The 19,144-nt window shown below is 73.1% G+C and carries 19 protein-coding genes; 8 read left to right on the forward strand and 11 right to left on the reverse strand.

Going from position 1 to position 19,144, the window contains the following annotated elements; translation table 11 throughout:
- Positions 1–61: 61 nt before the first annotated feature.
- The 3 genes from RMN98_RS13370 to RMN98_RS13380 all read right to left on the reverse strand — a co-directional run bounded on the left by RMN98_RS13370 (position 62) and on the right by RMN98_RS13380 (position 2,284).
- A complete protein-coding gene (locus RMN98_RS13370; protein ID WP_309649311.1) occupies positions 62–568 on the reverse strand; it encodes a MarR family transcriptional regulator in 507 nt (168 codons plus the stop codon).
- 2 nt (positions 569–570) lie between these two features.
- Positions 571–1,260, reverse strand: coding sequence for an aspartate/glutamate racemase family protein (locus tag RMN98_RS13375; RefSeq protein ID WP_309649312.1), 690 nt, complete (start codon positions 1,258–1,260; stop codon positions 571–573).
- A gap of 271 nt (positions 1,261–1,531) precedes the next feature.
- Positions 1,532–2,284, reverse strand: a complete 753-nt coding sequence (locus tag RMN98_RS13380; RefSeq protein WP_309649313.1) for an SDR family oxidoreductase — start codon at positions 2,282–2,284, stop codon at positions 1,532–1,534.
- Positions 2,285–2,339: 55 nt separating this feature from the next.
- Between RMN98_RS13380 and RMN98_RS13385 the strand changes: the two genes are divergently transcribed.
- The 3 genes from RMN98_RS13385 (at position 2,340) to RMN98_RS13395 (ending at position 4,564) form a co-directional block, all read left to right on the forward strand.
- Positions 2,340–2,687, forward strand: coding sequence for a hypothetical protein (locus RMN98_RS13385; RefSeq protein WP_309649314.1), 348 nt, complete (start codon positions 2,340–2,342; stop codon positions 2,685–2,687).
- A 123-nt stretch (positions 2,688–2,810) separates the two neighbouring features.
- Positions 2,811–4,070, forward strand: coding sequence for a D-inositol-3-phosphate glycosyltransferase (gene mshA / locus RMN98_RS13390; RefSeq protein WP_309649315.1), 1,260 nt, complete (start codon positions 2,811–2,813; stop codon positions 4,068–4,070).
- Entirely contained in the window at positions 4,067–4,564 is a 498-nt protein-coding gene (locus RMN98_RS13395) for a YbjN domain-containing protein (RefSeq protein WP_309649316.1), read from the forward strand. Before mshA ends, RMN98_RS13395 begins: the two co-directional genes overlap by 4 nt.
- Before the next feature lie 71 nt (positions 4,565–4,635).
- Here the strand turns inward: RMN98_RS13395 and RMN98_RS13400 are convergent, their stop codons facing one another.
- The 8 genes from RMN98_RS13400 to pilM form a co-directional block, all read right to left on the reverse strand.
- Complete coding sequence (locus RMN98_RS13400) at positions 4,636–5,931, reverse strand: EAL domain-containing protein (RefSeq protein WP_309649317.1); 1,296 nt, start codon at positions 5,929–5,931, stop codon at positions 4,636–4,638.
- Between the two features lie 91 nt (positions 5,932–6,022).
- Positions 6,023–7,318 (reverse strand): bifunctional diguanylate cyclase/phosphodiesterase, encoded by a 1,296-nt coding sequence (locus RMN98_RS13405; protein ID WP_309649318.1) that lies wholly within the window; start codon positions 7,316–7,318, stop codon positions 6,023–6,025.
- A 147-nt stretch (positions 7,319–7,465) separates the two neighbouring features.
- The gene (locus tag RMN98_RS13410) at positions 7,466–8,284 is read right to left on the reverse strand and encodes a prepilin peptidase (protein ID WP_309649319.1); all 819 of its coding nucleotides are present in this window, start codon (positions 8,282–8,284) and stop codon (positions 7,466–7,468) included.
- Positions 8,285–8,295: 11 nt separating this feature from the next.
- Positions 8,296–9,720, reverse strand: coding sequence for a bifunctional diguanylate cyclase/phosphodiesterase (locus tag RMN98_RS13415; protein ID WP_309649320.1), 1,425 nt, complete (start codon positions 9,718–9,720; stop codon positions 8,296–8,298).
- A 1-nt stretch (position 9,721) separates the two neighbouring features.
- On the reverse strand, positions 9,722–10,606 hold the full coding sequence (locus RMN98_RS13420) for a hypothetical protein (protein ID WP_309649321.1): 885 nt from the start codon (positions 10,604–10,606) through the stop codon (positions 9,722–9,724).
- A gap of 60 nt (positions 10,607–10,666) precedes the next feature.
- Positions 10,667–11,296, reverse strand: a complete 630-nt coding sequence (locus RMN98_RS13425; protein ID WP_309649322.1) for a hypothetical protein — start codon at positions 11,294–11,296, stop codon at positions 10,667–10,669.
- Positions 11,293–12,036 carry a hypothetical protein gene (locus RMN98_RS13430; protein WP_309649323.1) on the reverse strand — a complete coding sequence of 248 codons (744 nt, stop codon included), beginning with the start codon at positions 12,034–12,036 and terminating at the stop codon, positions 11,293–11,295. Before RMN98_RS13430 ends, RMN98_RS13425 begins: the two co-directional genes overlap by 4 nt.
- On the reverse strand, positions 12,033–13,079 hold the full coding sequence (gene pilM / locus RMN98_RS13435) for a type IV pilus assembly protein PilM (protein WP_309649324.1): 1,047 nt from the start codon (positions 13,077–13,079) through the stop codon (positions 12,033–12,035). The genes RMN98_RS13430 and pilM overlap by 4 nt, the downstream gene beginning before the upstream one ends.
- Before the next feature lie 142 nt (positions 13,080–13,221).
- On the opposite strand from pilM, the gene RMN98_RS13440 reads away from it, so the two are divergent.
- The 5 genes from RMN98_RS13440 (at position 13,222) to RMN98_RS13460 (ending at position 18,975) form a co-directional block, all read left to right on the forward strand.
- Entirely contained in the window at positions 13,222–14,349 is a 1,128-nt protein-coding gene (locus RMN98_RS13440) for a PilT/PilU family type 4a pilus ATPase (protein WP_309649325.1), read from the forward strand.
- Positions 14,346–14,807, forward strand: a complete 462-nt coding sequence (locus RMN98_RS13445) for a hypothetical protein (protein ID WP_309649326.1) — start codon at positions 14,346–14,348, stop codon at positions 14,805–14,807. The genes RMN98_RS13440 and RMN98_RS13445 overlap by 4 nt, the downstream gene beginning before the upstream one ends.
- Before the next feature lie 85 nt (positions 14,808–14,892).
- Positions 14,893–16,608 carry an ATPase, T2SS/T4P/T4SS family gene (locus RMN98_RS13450; RefSeq protein ID WP_309649327.1) on the forward strand — a complete coding sequence of 572 codons (1,716 nt, stop codon included), beginning with the start codon at positions 14,893–14,895 and terminating at the stop codon, positions 16,606–16,608.
- Positions 16,595–17,764 (forward strand): type IV pilus twitching motility protein PilT, encoded by a 1,170-nt coding sequence (locus tag RMN98_RS13455; RefSeq protein ID WP_309649328.1) that lies wholly within the window; start codon positions 16,595–16,597, stop codon positions 17,762–17,764. The genes RMN98_RS13450 and RMN98_RS13455 overlap by 14 nt, the downstream gene beginning before the upstream one ends.
- Entirely contained in the window at positions 17,761–18,975 is a 1,215-nt protein-coding gene (locus RMN98_RS13460; RefSeq protein WP_309649329.1) for a type II secretion system F family protein, read from the forward strand. Before RMN98_RS13455 ends, RMN98_RS13460 begins: the two co-directional genes overlap by 4 nt.
- Positions 18,976–19,144 lie beyond the last annotated feature (169 nt).

A 19,144-nucleotide genomic window follows, 5' to 3' on the forward strand; every position in this document is an offset into this window, starting at 1 on the left:
ATTCTCCGCGCGCTGGAGGTCGAAAACGTCCCGCACTTTCCAGGGAGGCTGTCCGGCCAGGTCAGTCGACGCGGTCGCCGGCAGCAGACCGGTAGGCGCCGAGGAGGGTGGTGAGAGCCGCGACCTCGGTGTCCGGGAGACCGGGGGCGGCGAAGACCCCGTCGTTGAGACCGATGGTGGCGCGCTCGGCGACCTCACGGCCGGCCGCGGTGATCGAGGCGAGGATGACGCGACCGTCGGAGGTCGAGCGCTCGCGGTCGACGTAGCCCTGCTTCTGGAGCCGGTCGACGGCGCTGGTCACCGAGGTGGGGTGCACCTGGAGCAGCGAGCCGAGGCGGGTCATGGGCATCGCGCCCGCGGAGGTGAAGGAGAGCAGCATCAGGACCTCGTAGCGGGCGAAGGTGAGGTCGAGCGGGCGCAGCACGGCGTCGATGCGCTCCATCACCAGCTGCTGCACACGCACCAGCGACGTCACCATCGCCATCCCGTCGGCCGCCCCGGCCCACCCGTGACGCACCCACTGGTGGTGCGCCTCGCGGATGGGGTCGCGGTCGTCGACGGGCGACAACCTCAGTCCAGCGCGCGGTCGAGGGCGGCGGCGACGTGCAGGGTCGTGCCGGGGAAGACGGGCAGCTCGGAGTCGGCTTGGTGGACGAGGAGCTCGAGCTCGGTGCAACCGAGGATCAGGCCGCCGGCGCCGGCGTCCCACAGCTCCTCGATCAGCCCCACGATGGTGCGGCGCGACGTGTCGAGCACCTTGCCGTGGACGAGCTCGTCGTAGATGACCCGGTTGATGGCGTCGTGGTGCCGCTCCTCCGGCACGTGGACCGTGAGGCCGTGGCTGGCCAGCCGGTCGGTGAAGAACGAGCGCGACATCGCGAAGGTGGTCCCGATGAAGCCGACCGAGTCGAGGCCCTGCGCCTTGACGGCCTCGGCGACGACGTCGGCCAGGTGCAGCACCGGGATCGCGACCGCGGTCTCGACCTGGTCGGCGACGCGGTGGAAGGTCGTGGTGCAGAGCAACAGGAAGTCGGCGCCCGCGCGCTCGAGGCCCTGGGCTGCCGAGACGAGGATCGCCGCGACGTCGTCCCAGCGCTCCTGCTCCTGGAGCGCGGTGACCTCGGCGAAGTCGACCGACGACATGATGGTCCGGGCCGAGCTGAGGCCGCCGAGGCGCTTCTCCACACCGACGTTGAGGGCTTCGTAGTAGGCGGCGCTGCTCTCCCAGCTCATGCCGCCGATGAGTCCGATGGTCTGCACGGACCGCAGTCTGCCACCCGGGAGGCCCCCGGACGCAGAAGGACCCGCTCGTGGACGCGGCTCCCGACGCGACGAGCGGGTCAACTCCTGAACGGTGGGTGCGGGCCCCGCGGTCCCCCCAGACCCTCGGCGCCCTACCCGTTTCCGCCGACTCCCTCGTGCTTTCCGGCGGACAACAGAACCGTAGGCTCGGGGCCGCCACGTCAGGCCCACGTCACGTCCACCCGACGACAAGGGTTCGGTAACAAACGTCCTCAGTCCAGTAGGACCTTCAGTCGGGAAGCACCCGGTGCACCTTGTGCTGAGCGGCCTGCGCGCGCGGCCGGATCACCAGCTCATCGATGTTGACGTGGGCCGGACGGGTCACCATCCAGCCGATCGCGTCGGCCACGTCCTCGGCGGTCAGGGGCTCGGCGACGCCCTCGTAGACCGCGTCGGCCCTCTCCTGGTCGCCGTCGAAGCGCACCAGGGCGAACTCGTCCGTACGCACCATGCCGGGCGCGATCTCGCACACCCGCACGGGTTGGTCCCACAGCTCCAGGCGCAGCGTCTCGGTGACGACCTGGGTGCCGTGCTTGGCTGCCGTGTAGCCCGCTCCGCCCTCGTAGGCGATCCGGCCGGCGGTCGAGCCGACGTTGAGGATCACGCCCTCGCCCGAGCTCAGGAGGGCCGGCAGCAGCGCCTTGGTGACCTGCATCAGGCCGATCACGTTGACCTCGAACATCTGGCGCCACTCGTCGCTGTCGGCCTGGGCGACGGGGGAGGAGCCGAACGCGCCCCCCGCGTTGTTGACCAGTACGTCGAGCCGCTCGCCGACGCGCGCGGCCAGCGCGGCGACCGCGTCGGCGTCGGTGACGTCGCACGCGACCGCCGTGCCACCGATCTCGGCGGCGAGGGCCTCGATCCGGTCGACGCGCCGAGCGGCGCAGAAGACGTGGAAGCCCTGGGCGGCCAGCGTGCGGGCGGTGGCGGCGCCGATGCCGCTGCTGGCCCCGGTGACGACGGCGGTGCGTGAGGTGCTCATGCGGCCATTCTGACGGGTCTCGTCGCACGGGCCTCACCGGTGGCAGACTCCCCCCGTGCCCCTGACCCTCCTCGCCCGCGTCGCCGGTGTCCTGGGCGGACTCTGTCTCCTGGTCCGCGCCGCCGCCGGCGTCGACGCCCTCCGCTGGCCGGGCCTCGTGCTGCTCGCCCTCGCGCTCGCCGCCCTCGGGGCGGGACTGGTCAGCACCAGCGCGACGTGGCTGCGCGCCATCGTGGCCGTGGCCCTCCCCGTGCTCGTCTGGTCGGTCGTGGAGGTTGTCGGTGGCGAGGGCGACGGTCGCGTGGTCGACGCGGTCGCGGGGGTCGTGGTGGCGCTGGTCTGCGTCCGCGCGCTGGTGCGCTCCCGCGGCGAGCGACACCCAGCGGGCTCGCACTCCGCCTGACCCGCGCCGACGGTTGGGACGGCGGTTGGGACGGCGGTTGGGACGGCGGGAATCACCGAGCCCCTCGCGTGGTTCGGTTGGAGGGCGCGGTGCGTCCGCGACTCGTGCGACCGAAGGAGTGACATGCAGCCGATCCGGCGTCTGGCGATGATCAGCCTGCACACCTCCCCCCTGGACCAGCCCGGCACGGGCGACGCGGGCGGCATGAACGTCTACGTCATCGAGCTCGCCAAGCGACTGGCCCACCAGGGCATCGAGGTCGACATCTTCACCCGCGCCACCACCTCGACGCTGCCGCCGGTGGTCGAGGCCTGCGACGGCGTCAGCGTGCGCCACATCCACGCCGGTCCCTTCGAGGGGCTGACCAAGGGCGAGCTGCCCGGCCAGCTGTGCGTGTTCGCGCGCGAGGTCCTGCGGGCCGAGGCCGCGCAGCCGCTGGGGCACTACGACGCCGTGCACTCGCACTACTGGCTCTCCGGCCAGGTCGGCGCCCTCGCGCGCGATCGCTGGGGCGTGCCCCTGGTCCACTCGATGCACACCATGGCCAAGGTCAAGAACGCCGCGCTCGCCCTCGGCGACACCCCCGAGCCGAGTGCGCGGATCATCGGCGAGGAGCAGGTCGTCGAGGCGGCCGACATGCTCATCGCCAACACCGACCTCGAGGCCAAGCAGCTGATCAACCTCTACGACGCCGACCCCGGGCGGGTCGAGGTCGTCCACCCCGGCGTCGACCTCGCGGTCTTCCGTCCGGTCGATCGCGACACCGTGCGCGCGGAGCTCGGCCTGCCCCTCGACGCCCACGTGCTGCTCTTCGCCGGCCGCATCCAGCCGCTCAAGGCGCCCGACGTCCTGCTGCGCGCGGTGGCCGCCCTCCTCGCCCGCGACCCCGGGCTGCGCTCACGGGTCGTGGTCCCCGTGGTGGGCGGTCCCTCGGGCAGCGGTCTGGACCGACCCGAGTCGCTGGCGGCCCTCGCCCGCGAGCTCGGCATCGACGACGTGGTGCGCTTCGTGCCACCGGTCTCCCAGGCCGACCTCTCGCGCTGGTACGCCGCCGCGACGCTGGTCGCCGTCCCGTCCTACAACGAGTCCTTCGGGCTCGTCGCGGCCGAGGCGCAGGCGGCGGGGACCCCCGTGGTCGCGGCCGCGGTCGGCGGCCTCACGACCGTCGTACGCGACGGGCACAGCGGGCTGCTCGTGGAGGGCCACGACGCCGACGAGTGGGCCGGGGCGCTCGGTCGGGTGCTCGGTGACCCCGACCTCCTGGCCCGACTGCGCGACGGAGCGCGGGCCCAGGCGCGGCAGTTCTCGTGGGAGGCGACCGCGGCCCAGACCCTCGACGTCTACGCCCGCGCTAGGAGTGCCATGCGAGAGTCTGTGGCGTGAGCGCTGATGTCGTCCGTGACTACCTGACCGCCAACGAGATCGAGTTCGACGAGTCGAATCCCGGCGTCTTCTCGGTCTCCCTGCCGGGGGAGAAGAAGCTCCAGGTCGCGGTGCGCCTCGACGTGGGTGCGCACGCCCTCGGGATCCACGCCTTCGTGTGCCGCAAGCCCGACGAGAACCACGAGCGTGTCTACCGCTGGCTCCTGGAGCGCAACCTGCGTCTCTTCGGCGTCGCGTTCGCCGTCGACCAGCTCGGCGACATCTACCTCGACGGCCGGCTCCCGCTCTCGGCGATCACCACCGACGAGCTCGACCGGGTGATCGGCTCGGTGCTGTCCTACGCGGACGACTCGTTCAACCAGATCCTCGAGCTCGGCTTCGCCTCCTCGATCCGCAAGGAGTGGGAGTGGCGCAAGCTGCGCGGCGAGCCCACGGCCAACCTCGAGGCCTTCCGCGGCTGGCTCGAGTCGGGTGCCGACCCTTCGCCGAACTAAGGCACGACGTCATGCGGATCGTGGAGTCGCCTCCTCGGCCCGGATGACGTCCCCGGCTGGGGCGAGGACGGTCATGCCCCGAGCATCCCCGTCGCCCCGCCACGGGACCAGCCGGCTGTCGAGAAGAGGGCGTCGGCGGCGACGGGCCGGCCCAGGTGGTAGCCCTGGCCCAGCGTGCAGCCCATCGCCAGCAGCCGCGCCTGCTGAGCCGGGTCCTCGATGCCTTCGGCCACCACGGTCGCACCGGTGGTGGTGAGCAGACCGAGCACGGCGCGGGTCAGGGCGAAGTCGGAGGGCGAGGTCGCGATGCCGGCGACCAGGGAGCGGTCGACCTTGACGGTGTCGATGGGCAGCCGGTGCAGGTGCCGGATCGAGGAGTAGCCGGTGCCGAAGTCGTCGATGCCCAGCCCCACGCCGATCTGGTGCAGAGCGGTGATCGTGCGTAGGACCCGCGGGTCGTCGGCGAGCAGCGCTGTCTCGGTGATCTCCAGCAACAGCTGTTGCGGCCGCACCCCGCACTGCCGCAGGGTGGCGGCGACGCCGTCGGCGTACGACGCCTCGCGCAGCTCGATGGGGGACACGTTGACGTGTATGCGGAAGGTCGGCCCGACGCGGCCACGCCAGGAGGCGAGCTGGCGCACGGCTCGCTCGAGCACCACGCGACCGAGCGGGTGGATCAACCCGGTGCGCTCGGCCGCCTCGATCGCGACCAGCGGTCCGACGGGGCCTCGGAGCGGGTGGTGCCAGCGCAGCAGTGCCTCGGCGCCCGTCATCGCGCCGTGTCGTAGGTCCACGACGGGCTGGTAGGCCAGGTCCACCTGACCGGGCTGCTCGGTGAGCGCCTCCGCGAGGTCCCGCACCAGGGTGAGGCCGTCGTGGGGCACCACGTCCTCGTCGTCGTCGTGGTGCCAGGACGTCCCGCCCGGGGTGTCGCGCTGGGCGGTGACCAGGGTGCCACGGACGTCGCGGACGGTGCCCCACACGTCGTCGGTCGGGCCGCACTCGCGGGCGGCGACGGTGATGATCGGCCAGACCCGCTCCCCGTGCACGTCGAGCATCTCGCGCATCTCGTCGACCAGGGCCGCGACCTGGGTGACGGCGTGGTCGGGCTCCACCATCGCCCCGGCGAGGAAGCTGCCGAGTCGCGAGACCCGCAGCAGGTGGCACGGCACGGAGTCGTACGCCTGGGCGCGGCGCACGATCTCGGCAGTGGCGTCGTCGAGGCTCCGCACGCCGTAGACGTCCGCGAGGTCCGGCCCGTTGGACAGGGAGGCGGCGATCAGCACGAGTCGACGACCGCTCGTGGCCGCCTGCGTGCGCAGATCGGTGATGGAGGTCGTGAGCGCGGAGGTCGTGGTCGAGTTCACGATGGTCCGTCCTGTTGGAAGGTTCCCTCCCTCCAGTCGTGGGAGCCTAGTGACTGATGGGACCCCTGGGGAGGATGTGATTGGATGCGGTCTAGACCTCGCGCATCGGGCCCGGCGGGCGGCCACGGTCGTCGATCCAGGCGGTCGTGTCGTCGAGCGACGCGGGGGGCGCGATCCAGAAGCCTTGGAGCCGGTCGCAGCCCATCGCGGTGAGGCACCGGGCGGACTCCTCGTCCTCGATGCCCTCGGCCACGACGTGGACCCCGAGGCCGTGCGCGGCCGCCACGATCGCCCGCACCAGCCGCGCCACCGTGTCGTCAGAGACCTGACGGACCAGCGTCGGGTGGATCTTGACCTCGCTGACACCGGGATACTGCGACAGCGCGGTCAGCGACGACCGGCCGGCGCCGAACTCGTGGATCGAGACGGCCAGACCGAGCCGGGTCAGGCGTCGGAACAGCTCGATGACGGCCGGCACGGGGAACGGCGCCGGCTCGGTGATCTCCAGGACCAGGTGGGCCGCGGCCGGGGGAGTCGCGGCGAGCAGGCGGGCCAGCTCGGGCAGGAACTCCCGGCCGAGGAGGTCGCGGGGGGAGACGTTGACCGACACCGACACCGGGTGCCCGGCAGCGGCGGACAGCGCCGGCTGGTCGCGCAGCGCGATCCGGACGGCCACCAGGGTGATCCGGTCGAGGAGCCCGGAGCGCTCGGCTGCCGGGAGGAAGGCGTGCGGCGCCAGGAGCCCTCGGGTCGGGTGCTGCCAGCGCAGCAGCGCCTCGCAGCCGACGACGGCACCCTCGACGTCGACCTGGGGCTGGTAGTGCAGTCGCAGCTCCTCGCGCTCGAGTCCGCCGACGAGGTCCTCGACGAGCCCGGTGTCGGGCGTGTCCTGGAGCCAGGCCGAGCCACCGACGCGGAGGACACCACCGGCCCGGCCGGCGGTCTTGGCGGAGTACATCGCCCGGTCCGCGGCGCGTAGCAGGGAGTCGAGGTCGTCGCCGTCCAGGCCGGTGAGGCCGATCCCGAGCGAGCAGCTGATCGTGAGGTCGACGCCCTCGAGCCGGACCGGACGGCTCAGTCGGTCGATGATCGCCGCTGCGAGCGCCGAGGCCTGCTCGGCGTCGTCGAGGGGTGCGGTCAGGACGGCGAACTCGTCACCGCCGAGCCGCACGGCGACGTCGTCGTCGCCGACCGCCCGGTTGATGCGGGTGGCGACCTCCTGGAGGACCAGGTCGCCGTTGTGGTGGCCGAGGGTGTCGTTGACCTGCTTGAAGCCGTCCAGGTCGAGGAGGAGCAGCGCACGGAGCGCGCCTCCGGAGGAGATCTCGCCGGCGTGGGCGAACAGCAGCGCCCGGTTGCCCAGGCTGGTCAGCGGGTCGCCGTGCACCCCACGTCGTCGGTGGACGAACGAGCGCGCCCGGGACGCAGCGTGACGCCAAGCCTGCTTCGCTCGCGCGTCACGCGTCATGTGCTCTCCCGCCAGGACGGTCCCGGAGCGGTCCGGGGCTGGCGCCAGCCTAGATCGGACCGGGTGTCAGGCCAGGCCGACGGCCCGGAGGTAGACGCCAGCGAGGGCCGGTCCCGCCAGGAGGCCGAGGGCGGCGCCGAGGAGCATGAACGGTCCGAACGGGATCGCCGTACGACGCCCGGCGCGGCGGGTGGTCAGCAGGACCGCGCCGGCCGCGGCGCCGGTGAGGAAGCCAAGGACCAGGCCGGTGAGGGACTGTGCCGGGCCCACGGCGCCGAGCACCAGCCCGAGCACGGGGGCGAGCGCGACGTCGCCCAGGCCCATCCCGCGACCACGGGTCGAGGCCCAGACGGCGGCGTAGACCGCGAGCCAGGTGACGGCTCCGAGCAGGGCCGGCACGGCGCGGTCCCAGGCCGCCCCGGGTCCGCCGTCGACCCCGGTGGAGACCCATCCGGACGCGAGCGCGGCGAGGGCGAGGCCTCCGGCCCAGCCCGTCACGGCGAAGGGCAGCCGGCCGTGCTCGAGGTCGATCAGGGCTAGCGCGACCCCGGCGCCGGTCACGGCCAGGATCGCAAGGACCTCGGGCAGGCCGGGCGCGCGGGTGGCGACGATGGCGAAGAGCAGCGCGGTCCCGGCCTCGACCGCGGGGTAGCGCACGGAGATCGGTGCCCGGCAGTCGCGGCACCGGCCGCGCAGCAGGACCCACGAGAGCACCGGGATGTTGTCGCGCTCGCGGACCAGACCGCCGCAGGACGGGCACGACGACCGGGGGCTGACGACCGACACGCCGGCCGGCACCCGGTGCACCACGACGTTGACGAAGGAGCCGACCAGCAGTCCCAGCACTGCGGCAGAGGCAGAGGCGAGCAGGGTGAGGTCGACCATCAGGTCTCCGGTCAGGGTCGAGGGGTGGTGACGGCTTGGTTATCGGCACCGCGGGGTCCCGACTGGAGGGCGGGGTGGTCGCAGCGCGCGCGGCCCCAGTAGGCGGCCCAGTCGGCGACCTCGAGCAGGGCCATCGGAGGTGCGATGCCGAAGCCCTGCAGGGCATCACAGCCCAGGGCGAGCAGGAGGCGTGCAGCCCCTGCGGTCTCGACCCCCTCGGCCACCACGTGCAGGTCGAGCCCGTGTGCGGCGCTGACGAGCCCGCGCGCCAGCCGCGCCGCACCGGGGTCGCGCTCGACGGAGGCCGCCAGGGTCGCGGGCAGCTTCACCTCGCGCACCAGGGTGTTGTCGCTGAGCGCGGTCAGCGACGCGTGCGTGGCACCGAACTCCTGGACGCTCAGGCTGCAGCCGACGTCGGCGAGGGCGTCGTAGAGGGCGGTCGTCACGGGCAGGCTGGTGGCGGACTCGGAGACCTCGAGCGTCAGGAGGTGGCCCGGCATCCGCGTGGCGCCGAGGAGGCCCGCGAGCCACGTCGGCAGGTCGGGCGCGAGCAGGCTGTGGGCCGAGATGTTGACCGACTGGCTCGCGCCGGGCGACCAGGTCGCGAGGGACTCGTGCTCACCCACGGCGCGGCCGACCGCGGCCTCGTCGAGCGCGGCCGCCAGCCCGTGCCGCTCGGCGACCGGGAGGAATGCGGACGGTGCGAGCAGCCCCCGCGTCGGGTGCTCCCAGCGCAGCAGCGCCTCGTAGCCCACCACGCCGCCACGTGCGTCGACCTGGGGCTGGTGGTGCAGGCGCAGCGCGGGGGTGCCGGGCGTGGCCAGGGCGGCGGCGAGGTCGCGGGCGAGGTCGCGGTCCCCTGGCGGCGTACGGCGGGAACGCCGCGCGGGCGTGCCGCGCATGGCACCGTGGGAGGAACGGGGGGCGTGCTTGTCGGCGTACATCGCCTGGTCGGCGCTCGCGAGGAGGACCGCCAGGGTGTCACCGTCGCGGCCGCTCACGGCGAGCCCCACGGACGCGCTGCCCGGCACGACCACCTCGCCGAGGACGACAGGCAGGTGCAGGCACGAGCGCAGGTCGCTCGCGAGCGCCTCAGCCTCCGCCGCGTCGGCGCAGGGCTGGAGGACGGCGAACTCGTCGCCCCCCAGGCGCGACACCAGAGCTCCGCTCCCCAGTTGCCGCTGCAGGCGTGCCGTCGCCTCCACGAGGAGCCGGTCGCCGGCGTCGTGGCCCAGGGCGTCGTTGACCCGCTTGAGGTGGTCGACGTCGACCACGAGAACCGCGACCACCAGCTCCGCCCCGACGGCGGCGGCCAGCATCCGGCGCCCGGCCGCGGCGAGGTGGCCTCGCCGCGGGAGCCCGGTGAGGTGGTCGCGTCCCGGTGTCGTCCAGGTGGGTCGCGGGTGGGCGCGGATCCGGGTCCGCAGGCTGGTCATGTCATCGACCGTTCACCACGAGCAGGTCGGGGTCCTGGTCGAGGTCGAGCCGGGGACGCACGTGGGGCGGCAGCAGCTGGCGCAGTGTCTGGCGGACCAGGCGGGCGTCATGCGTCGAGGCGCTGTTCGTCTCGGGGTCGGGCAGGGCGCGCACCACGGTGCGGGCCAGCTCGCCGAGCAGCACCGTCACGTGGTCGTCCGCGTCGCCGTGGCGCTCGCCCAGGCCGACCAGCAGGGCGTCGAAGCGGGCGAGCTCGGCCTCGCGGGCCTCGAGTCCGAGCTCGCCGAGGGCGGCCGCGGTCGCCGCACGCGAGGTCCAGTGCTCGGCCAGGGCGAGGGAGGCGGCGCGGTCGCCGGGCACGGCCTTGCGGCGGAGCCCGGGTCGCGCGCCCGGGCCGGTCCTGCGCTGCGGCGTCGCGACGTGGTCGGCGGGCACGAGCATCGCGGTCACCGAGCCGGTCGCGTCGGCAACGAGCGAGAGCGCGATCTCCCGGGCTCGGGCGAGGGTCGCCGCAGGTGTGTCCGCGGGGAGCCGCGCGAGCCGCTCGGCGAGCTCGGCCTGACGGCCCGACAGGTGCGGCGCGAGGACGTGCAGGTCGGCGGCCCACTGGGCCAGCGCCGCCCGCTCGGGGCGGCCCTCGGACGCGAGGTCGCGGGAGAGCCCTGTCCAGCAGGCGACCTGGTGCACGTCGGGGACCGCCGCAGCAGGCGGTCGGGCGGGCGCCGGTGCCGATGGTGCAGGCGCCGCCGGCACCATCGGGGCGAGATCGTCGAGGGCGATCGCCTCCTGGCCGTTCCGGTGTCGCTCGTGCCGCAGGTGGAGCAGGAGACCCAGCAGGACGACGGCGAGCACGCCCAGGACGGCGAGGGTGGTGGAGAGGGGCACCGGCTGGCTCGATTCGGTCGGGGTGTCAGGGACGGAGTGCGGGGAGTGCGGTCCCGAGGGTCAGCTCGAGGTCGCGGGCGGCACCACCGGCGGGGCGACGAAGGTGGCGCCGGTGAGTGAGACGGTGAAGCCCGCGTCCTCCGCGGAGCCGGTCAGCGAGACGGTCCGGACCAGGAAGGCGCGGTCGAGGCGCTCGATCGCCTGGAGCAGACGGCGGGCCTCGTCAAAGGTTCCTTCCGCCGACAGCGTCACCACCTGGACAGCGAGGTCGGCAGTCGCCGGGTCGACCTGTTGCTCCGCCACCACGGTGGGGTCGACGGCCAGGCCGTCGAGGACCGGGACGGGGGCGGAGGGGCTCAGGGTCGTGATGTCGTCGGGGCCGTAACCGGCCCGACGGGCGGCCCCCACCACGGCGGTGAACAGCCCGGGCTGGTCGGCCGTGGGCGGGAAGAGCCGGTCCAGCTCCTCGGCCACGGCACGGGTGCCGCTGAGGTCGGCTGCCTGTTCCTGGAGCGCGGTGAGCTGCCGGCTGAGGGTGACGTTGCGGTCCCGGGCGTCGGTGACCGCCTCCCGGGACTCGCCGATCTGTCCGGTCACGGGCCCGAGGAGCAGGAGCCAGCCGGCGACGAGGAGGAGGACCAGGCCCAGGGACCCGAGCAGGAGGGTGGCGGTGGCGGAGCGCAGGTTCACGAGGCACCTCCGGGCAGCTGGGCGGGCAGGTCGTCGAAGCGGCCGCTGAACGCGGCCGGCGAAAGGGCCACGGAGCCGGTGAACGCGACCCCGCTGCCGTCACTGGTCGTGGTGGTCGAGACGAACGGCTCCACGAAGAGACGACTGCGGTCGAGCGCGACCACGAGGCGGCTCACCTGCGCGCGGTCGGTGGCGGTGCCGCTGAGGTCCAGGCAACCGATGATCACCGCGGTCGCGAACGGGTCGGGTCCGGGGCACACGGCACCCGCGAGTCCCCGTGCCCCGACGTCGCCCGCGTCGCCCGGGTCGTCAGGTTCGTCCGGGTCCTCCGGGTCGACCGCGTCGTCCGGGCCCGGCTCGGCGGCCCCGGTCGGCAGGACCACCTGGACGCTCTCGATCCGGGCGCCGTCGGGGGTCGCCTGCGCGAGCGCGTCGAGGACGGAGGAGAACTCCACCTCGGTGAGCATCGTGCCCTGCACCGTGAGGGCACGCCCCTGGACCCCCTGCACGTAGGACCTCACCTCGGCGAGGCCGCCGATCCGGTCGGTGAGCCCAGAGGAGACGGCCTCCTCGCCGCGCAGGTCGGCGCGCACCTGCTCGAGCTCGAGGCGTTGGAAGGTCCACCCTCCGGCCAGGGAGAGCACCAGGGCGACAGCACCGATGGCGAACCGCTGGCGCAGGCGGCGTACGCGGAGCTCCTCGAGCACCCAGGGGGAGAGGAGGTTGAGGGCCGGTCTCACGCCGTCTCCCCGAGGCACAGGCCGATCGAGACCGAGAGGTCGTCGATGGCGGCGGTGCGCAGCTGGGCCACCGACGCGAGGTCGAGCGCCGTGACCGGCATGCCGAGTGCCGCCGCGCAGCGTGCCGCGAAGCCCGTCTGGGCCGCACCGCCACCCGTGATGACCGCGTGGGTGGCCACGTGCGCGGGGTCGCCGGTGGAGTGGAAGTCCAAGGTGGCGCGGATCTCCGCGACCAGCCGCTCCGTGGCGGCCTCCAGCGCGAGCCGCGCGGTCGCCGGCAGCGCCGAGCCGGGGCGTCGCTTCGCCTCCTCGGCCGCGGTCCAGGTGAGGCCACCCTCGTCGACCAGGGCGCGTGTGAGGAGCTCCCCACCCACCCCGGGCACGACCCGCACGAAGTGCGGGACGCCGTCCGTGTGCACGGCGACCGACACCGTGTCGGCTCCGACGTCGATCACGGCCTCGGTGAGCGGCCCTCCGTTGGAACCGGCGGGGTGGCTGCTTCGGCTCACGGCCGCGCGGACGAGGGCGAGCGGGGAGAGGTCCGCGGTCACGGGCCGCAGCCCCGCAGCCTGCACGCATCGCACGAGGTCGTCGACGTTGCCGCGGGCGGTGGCGACGAGCAGGATCTCCACGACGCGTCGCTCGACACCCGTTCGAGGATCCGTCCGCGTGAGCTCGCCGAGCAGCACGTGGTCGAGGTTGGCGTCGTCCACGGCCACGGGGAGCAGGTCAGCGACCTGGTAGCGCAGCGCCCGGCGCAGGTCTTGCGGTGGCATCCAGTCGAGCTCGAGGTGACGCACCAGCACGGACCCGCTGCAGACGCCCAGCCGCACGGAGCGGCTCCCGATCCGGTGCTCGCGCCACAGGCGCTTGAGCGCGTCGGTCACGGCGGCCGGGTCGCGCACGACCCCGGCTTCGACGGCACCCTGGGGGAGCGCGACGCTGCCGTGCCGTCTCACCACGAGCCTCCGGCCGGAGCGACGCAGCTCCACTGCTCGCACGGCGCAGCGGCCGATGTCGAGTCCGACGACGGTGGCGGGCATGGGGTCCTCCTGGTCCGCCGGCGGCGAGGGAGCCGCCGGCACCTGGGTCATCGGTCGCCGTCGGGCCGGACTTGACCCCGGCCTACAGGTGGCGGTCCCGGCTGCCGAGACTCCCGGTGTCCCTCACGACAGGAGCCCCGCCGTGCCCTCGTTGACCCCCGAGCTGATCGACCTGCTCGTGGCCGTGCACCGCCTCGACGGGTCCGACCTGCACCTGCGCAGTGCGGCCACGCCCAAGATCAGGGTCTCCGGTGAGCTGCGGGCGGTCACGGACCTTCCCTGGCCGCCCGAGCAGGTCAGCCGGGCGCTGCGCGAGGCGATGAGCGCCACGGTCCTACGAGACTTCGAGGAGACGTGGGAGGCGGACTTCGCCGTGACGGCCGAGGGGCTGGGACGGTTTCGCGTCAACGCGTTCCGCTCGCGGGGGCAGGACGGCGCGGTCTTCCGACGCATCAGCGACGGCGCGGTCCCGCTGGAGCAGCTCGGCATGCCCGACGTCGTACGACGCCTCGCGTTGCGGCCCCGCGGGCTCGTGCTCGTCACGGGACCGACGGGCTCGGGCAAGTCCACCACCCTCAGTGCGATGGTCGACGCGGTCAACGCCGCGCGGCCGGTGCACATCCTCACCCTCGAGGATCCGATCGAGGTCGTGCACCGCGACCGCCTCGCCACCGTCACCCAGCGCGAGCTCGGCTCGGACACGCGCGACTGGCCGGCGGCGCTGCGGGCGGCGATGCGTCAGGACCCCGACGTCATCCTCATCGGCGAGCTGCGCGACGCCGACACCGTGCGCGCGGCTCTCTCGGCGGCCGAGACCGGTCACGTGGTGCTCAGCTCGATGCACACCACCGACGCGCGCGAGACGGTGCTGCGGCTGATCGACTTCTTCCCCGCTCACGAGCAGCCGCGGGTGCGCGCTGCGCTGGCCGTCACCCTCGAGGGCGTTGTCTGCCAGCGGTTGGTGCCGCGCCTCGACGGCCAGGGGCGGGTCTGCGTCATGGAGGTCGCGGTGCGCGACGCGCGCTTCGCCGAGGCGGTCGCCGAGCCGGACAAGACCCACGGCATCACCGAGGTGATCGCCTCGGGTGGCTACTCAGGGATGCAGAGCTTCGACCAGCACCTGCTGACGCTGGTGACGGGGGGCACCATCAGCCTCGACACCGCGATGGTCGCGGCGAGCAACCCGCACGACTTCACCGTCGCCCTGCGACGCACCGGGTGGTCGCCGGAGCAGCCGGTCGGGCGTCGTGTGCTGGAATCGGCACCGTGAGCCAGCTGCCCGAGGTGCCCCTCGACACCCTGGACCTGCCGTCCCTGCGGGCCTACCGCCAGCGGCTGCGCGACGAGGAGGACCGGGCGTCCTACTGGCGGCGGCTGGTCCACGCCCGCCTCGACCTGCTCGAGGCCGGGCGCTCGACCGAGGGGTCGATCGCGCTCGACGACCTGGTGCGGGTGCTCGGGGACACCGGCAGCGGCGCCTCCCGGACGGCCCTCATGCGCGTGCGTGCCGAGGAGCCGCTGCCCGACGTGCCCGACCTGGCGCAGGTCTGGCAGGTGCCCTCCACGGCGGACGAGACCGACGCCGTCCTCGAGAGCCTGCGGCAGGCCGAGGCGCAGCTGACCGGCTACCGCACGGCGCTCTTCGCCCGGATCGACGCCGCGACCGCTGCTCTCGTGGAGCGCTACCGCGCCGACCCCGTGCTGGCCCTGGACGTCCTGCCCCGCTGATCCTCAAGGTCGGCCCTCGGGGTGCCGAGACTCCTGCTGACAGGCGGCCCACGACCTCCTGCGCCACCAGGCGGGAGCACCATCCATGGACACGGACCTGCGGCCCGCGCCGCCCGAGCGCACGGCACCTCCTGCTGGTGCCGGGGTGACCGTGGAGGCGCTGCTGGCAGCCGGCCTCGTCACGGCTGCGCAGGTGGAGGGGGCCGTCGCTCACGGTGACGAGGGCTCGCTCCTCGAGACGTTGGTGAGCCAGGGCGTCGTCGCACGTGCCGACCTGCTGCGCCTGGCGGCGGACGCCGCCGGGGTGCCGTTCCTCGAGCTGGCCGACGTCGTCCTCGACCCGGTGGCGACCGCGCTGCTGCCGGCCGACTTCGCGCGACGGGCGTGCGTCATCCCGATCAGTGACGACGGCGACATGCTGCTCGTCGCCACGCCCCTGCGGGGCCTGCTCGACCTGGACCTCAAGGACGACATCGGGCGGCTGAGCGGTCGTCGCGTCGTCTTCGGCCTGGCGACCCGGGCCGAGATCGACCACCAGCTCAACCAGGCCTACCGGGCGGAGGGCGAGCTCGCCGACCTGACGTCCGGACTGACCGACGAGCCGGAGCCCGAGGACCTCGGCTCGCTCACCGAGGTGACCGAGGACGCCCCGGTCGTGCGCTTCGTCAACCTGCTGATCAGCCAGGCCATCGCGGACCGGGCCTCCGACATCCACCTCGAGCCGACGGAGCACGACCTGCGTGTGCGCTACCGCATCGACGGGGTCCTCCAGGACGCCCACCACGCACCGCGCAGCATCGTCAACGGGGTCGTCAGCCGGCTCAAGATCATGGCCTCGATGGACATCGCCGAGCGCCGGGTCCCCCAGGACGGCCGACTGACGGTCAACCACCTCGGCCACGAGATGGACCTGCGCGTCGCCACGCTGCCGACCGTCTGGGGGGAGAAGGTCGTGGCCCGGGTGCTCGACAACTCCAACACCCGGCTCGGCCTGGGGGACCTGGGCTTCAGCGACGGCAACTTCGCGCGCTTCGAGACGTCGTACTCCAAGCCCTACGGGATGATCCTCGTGACCGGGCCGACTGGGTCGGGGAAGTCGACGACGCTCTACGCGACGCTCAACATCCTCAACCAGCAGCACGTCAACGTGATCACGGTCGAGGACCCCGTGGAGTACCGGCTGCCCGGGATCAACCAGGTGCAGGTCAACCCCAAGGCCGGACTCACCTTCGCCTCCGCGCTGCGCTCGATCCTGCGCTCGGACCCCGACATCGTGCTGATCGGCGAGATCCGCGACCACGAGACCGCCAACATCGCCGTCGAGGCGGCGCTGACCGGGCACCTGGTGCTGTCCACGCTGCACACCAACGACGCGCCCTCGGCCGTCACGCGGCTCGTGGAGATGGGCATCGAGCCGTTCCTGGTGGGCTCCGCGCTCGACGCTGTGGTCGCCCAACGTCTGTGCCGTGGCCTGTGCCCTCGGTGCAAGGAGGCCTACCGGCCCGAGGTTGACGAGCTGGAGGCGATCGGCTTTCCACCTCTGCAGGACCTCGACGTCGTCCTGCACCGCCCGCGCGGATGCTCCTCGTGCGGGCAGACGGGTTATCGCGGCCGCATGGCTCTGCACGAGGTGATGCCCGTGACCGAGGAGCTCGAGCGACTGACCGTGCGGCGGGCTTCGACCGAGGAGGTCGCCCGGACCGCTCGAGAGCAGGGGATGAGCACGTTGCGCGACGACGGTTGGCTGAAGGTCCGTCAGGGACGGACCTCGATCGAGGAGGTCCTTCGTGTCGTGGGCTGAGACCGTGGAGATGCGTCCGACGGCGCCGGTGCTCGATCTCGACCGGCTGCTGCGCCAGGTCGCCTCGTCCGGAGGGTCCGACCTGCACCTGACGGTCGACGCGCCGCCGACCATCCGCGTGCGCGGCGAGATGACCCCGGTGCCCGGCGAGGAGGTGCTCACCGCGCGGCTGCTCCAGGAGTCGCTCTACGCCGTGATGACCGAGCGGCAGCGCCAGGTGCTGGAGGAGACCCGCGAGCTCGACTTCGCCTACGCCGTGCCGGGCCTTGCCCGCTTCCGCGTCAACGTCTTCTGGCAGCGCGAGGCCGTGGGAGCGGTGCTGCGCCTGATCCCGTGGGAGATCAGGTCCCTGGGCGACCTCGGGCTTCCGGCGGCGGTCGACACCTTCGCGGCCCTGCGCCGTGGCCTCGTGCTCGTCACCGGGCCCACCGGCTCGGGCAAGTCGACCACGCTCGCCGCCGTCATCGACCGGGTCAACCGCACCCGCAGCGGGCACATCGTGACCATCGAGGACCCCATTGAGTTCCTCCACCAGCACCAACGCTGCCTGGTCAACCAGCGCGAGGTCGGGGCCGACACGGTGGACTTCCGCACGGCGCTCAAGCACGTGCTGCGCCAGGACCCCGACGTGATCCTGGTCGGCGAGCTGCGCGACCTGGAGACCATCTCGGTCGCCCTCACCGCCGCCGAGACCGGACACCTCGTCCTGGCGACGTTGCACACCCAGTCGGCCCAGGACACGGTCAGCCGCGTGGTCGACGTCTTCCCCGCTGGCCAGCAGCAGCAGGTCCGCACCCAGCTGGCCGCGACGCTCCAGGGCGTCGTGTGCCAGTCGCTGGTGCCCACGGTCGACGGCAGCGGCCGGGTCCCCGCAGTCGAGGTGATGGTGTGCACCCCCGGCATCCGGGCCATGATCCGCGACGGCAAGCTCCAGCAGATCCCCGGTGCCCTCCAGTCCGGCGCCCGCGACGGCATGCAGACGCTCAACGCCCACCTGGCAGCACATGTGCGCGCCGGCCGCATCACCCGCGAGGCCGGATTGGAGTTCTGCTCCAGTCGCGAAGACTTCCTCGCCCTCGTCGGCTCCGGGTCGGCGCTCCAGGCGTCGTCGTACGTCGCGTCCCCGGCGGGTCCTTCGGGTGGGTGGTCCGGGTGACCGTGACCCAGTACGCCTACAAGGTCCGCGACGCCGGCGGCCGTTTCCGCGAGGGCAAGGTCAACGCCGAGTCGGAGAAGGCGGTCGCGGAGAAGCTGCTCGCGATGGGCTACGTGCCGCTCGAGGTCAAGCAGACCGGCACCGGGCTCCAGCGTGAGATCACCCTGGGTCGCAAGCGGGTCAAGCAGAAGGACCTCGCGATCGCCTCGCGCCAGCTCGCCACGATGGTCGACGCCGGCCTGACGCTGCTGCGTGCGCTCAGCATCCTCGGCGAGCAGGTCGAGCACCCGGAGCTGCGCCGGGCGCTGGCTCGGGTGCGACAGGAGGTCGAGTCCGGTCAGTCGCTGAGCGCCGCCTTCGCCGGCGACCCGACGATCTTCCCGCCGTTCATGATCAGCATGACCCGCGCGGGCGAGAGCGGCGGGTTCCTCGATGTCGCCCTGCGCCAGGTCGCCGAGACCTTCGAGGCCGACGTGAAGCTGCGCGGCAAGGTGAAGTCGGCGATGACCTACCCGGTCGTCGTCTTCTGCATGGCGATCCTCATGTGCGTCGGCATGCTGCTCTTCATCGTGCCCGTCTTCGAGAAGATGTTCGCCGACCTCGGGGGGACGCTCCCGGTGCCGACCCAGGTGCTGGTGGCCCTGTCCAACTCGATGCGCTACGTCCTGCCGACCGTCGGGGTCGTCGGCGCTGTCGGGCTGGTGTGGTGGCGCAAGCACGGCCAGGACCCGAAGGTCCGCGACGTCGTGGACCCGCTCAAGCTGCGGCTGCCCGTCTTCGGGCAGCTCTTCGCCAAGATCGCCCTGGCCCGCTTCTCCCGCAACCTGAGCACGCTGCTGTCCGCCGGCGTCCCGATCCTGTCCTCGCTGGACATCGTCGCCGACACCACGGGCTCGGTGGTGATCGCCCGCGCGCTGCACGACGTGCGTCAGTCGGTCGCCCAGGGCGAGTCCTTCGCCGAGCCCCTCGGCCGGCACGACGTCTTCCCCTCGATGACGGTGCAGATGATCGCCTCCGGCGAGGAGGCCGGTGCCGTCGACCAGATGTTGCGTCGCATCTCGCAGTTCTACGACGAGGAGGTCGAGGCCACGACCGAGGCACTCACCTCCCTCATCGAGCCGCTGATGATCGCGCTGCTCGGTGTCCTGGTCGGCGGCATGATCGTCGCGCTCTACATGCCGATGTTCTCGGTCTTCGACCTGATCCAGTAGGCGCTACGTCTCGGGAGGCCAGCGCACGCCCACGCGACGTCCGGCAGGAGCGGGCGGATGGTGGGCGCCTGGGGGTTGTGTGCCGGAGAGCGCGCTGCGCCGCTGTGTGCGGCACACGACCCGGTGCCTCCGGCTGGTCGAGCTGGTCGCCGGCTCGAGGCTGCGTGGG

Source organism: Nocardioides sp., assembly GCF_031397825.1.
Lineage (GTDB): Bacteria > Actinomycetota > Actinomycetes > Propionibacteriales > Nocardioidaceae > Nocardioides.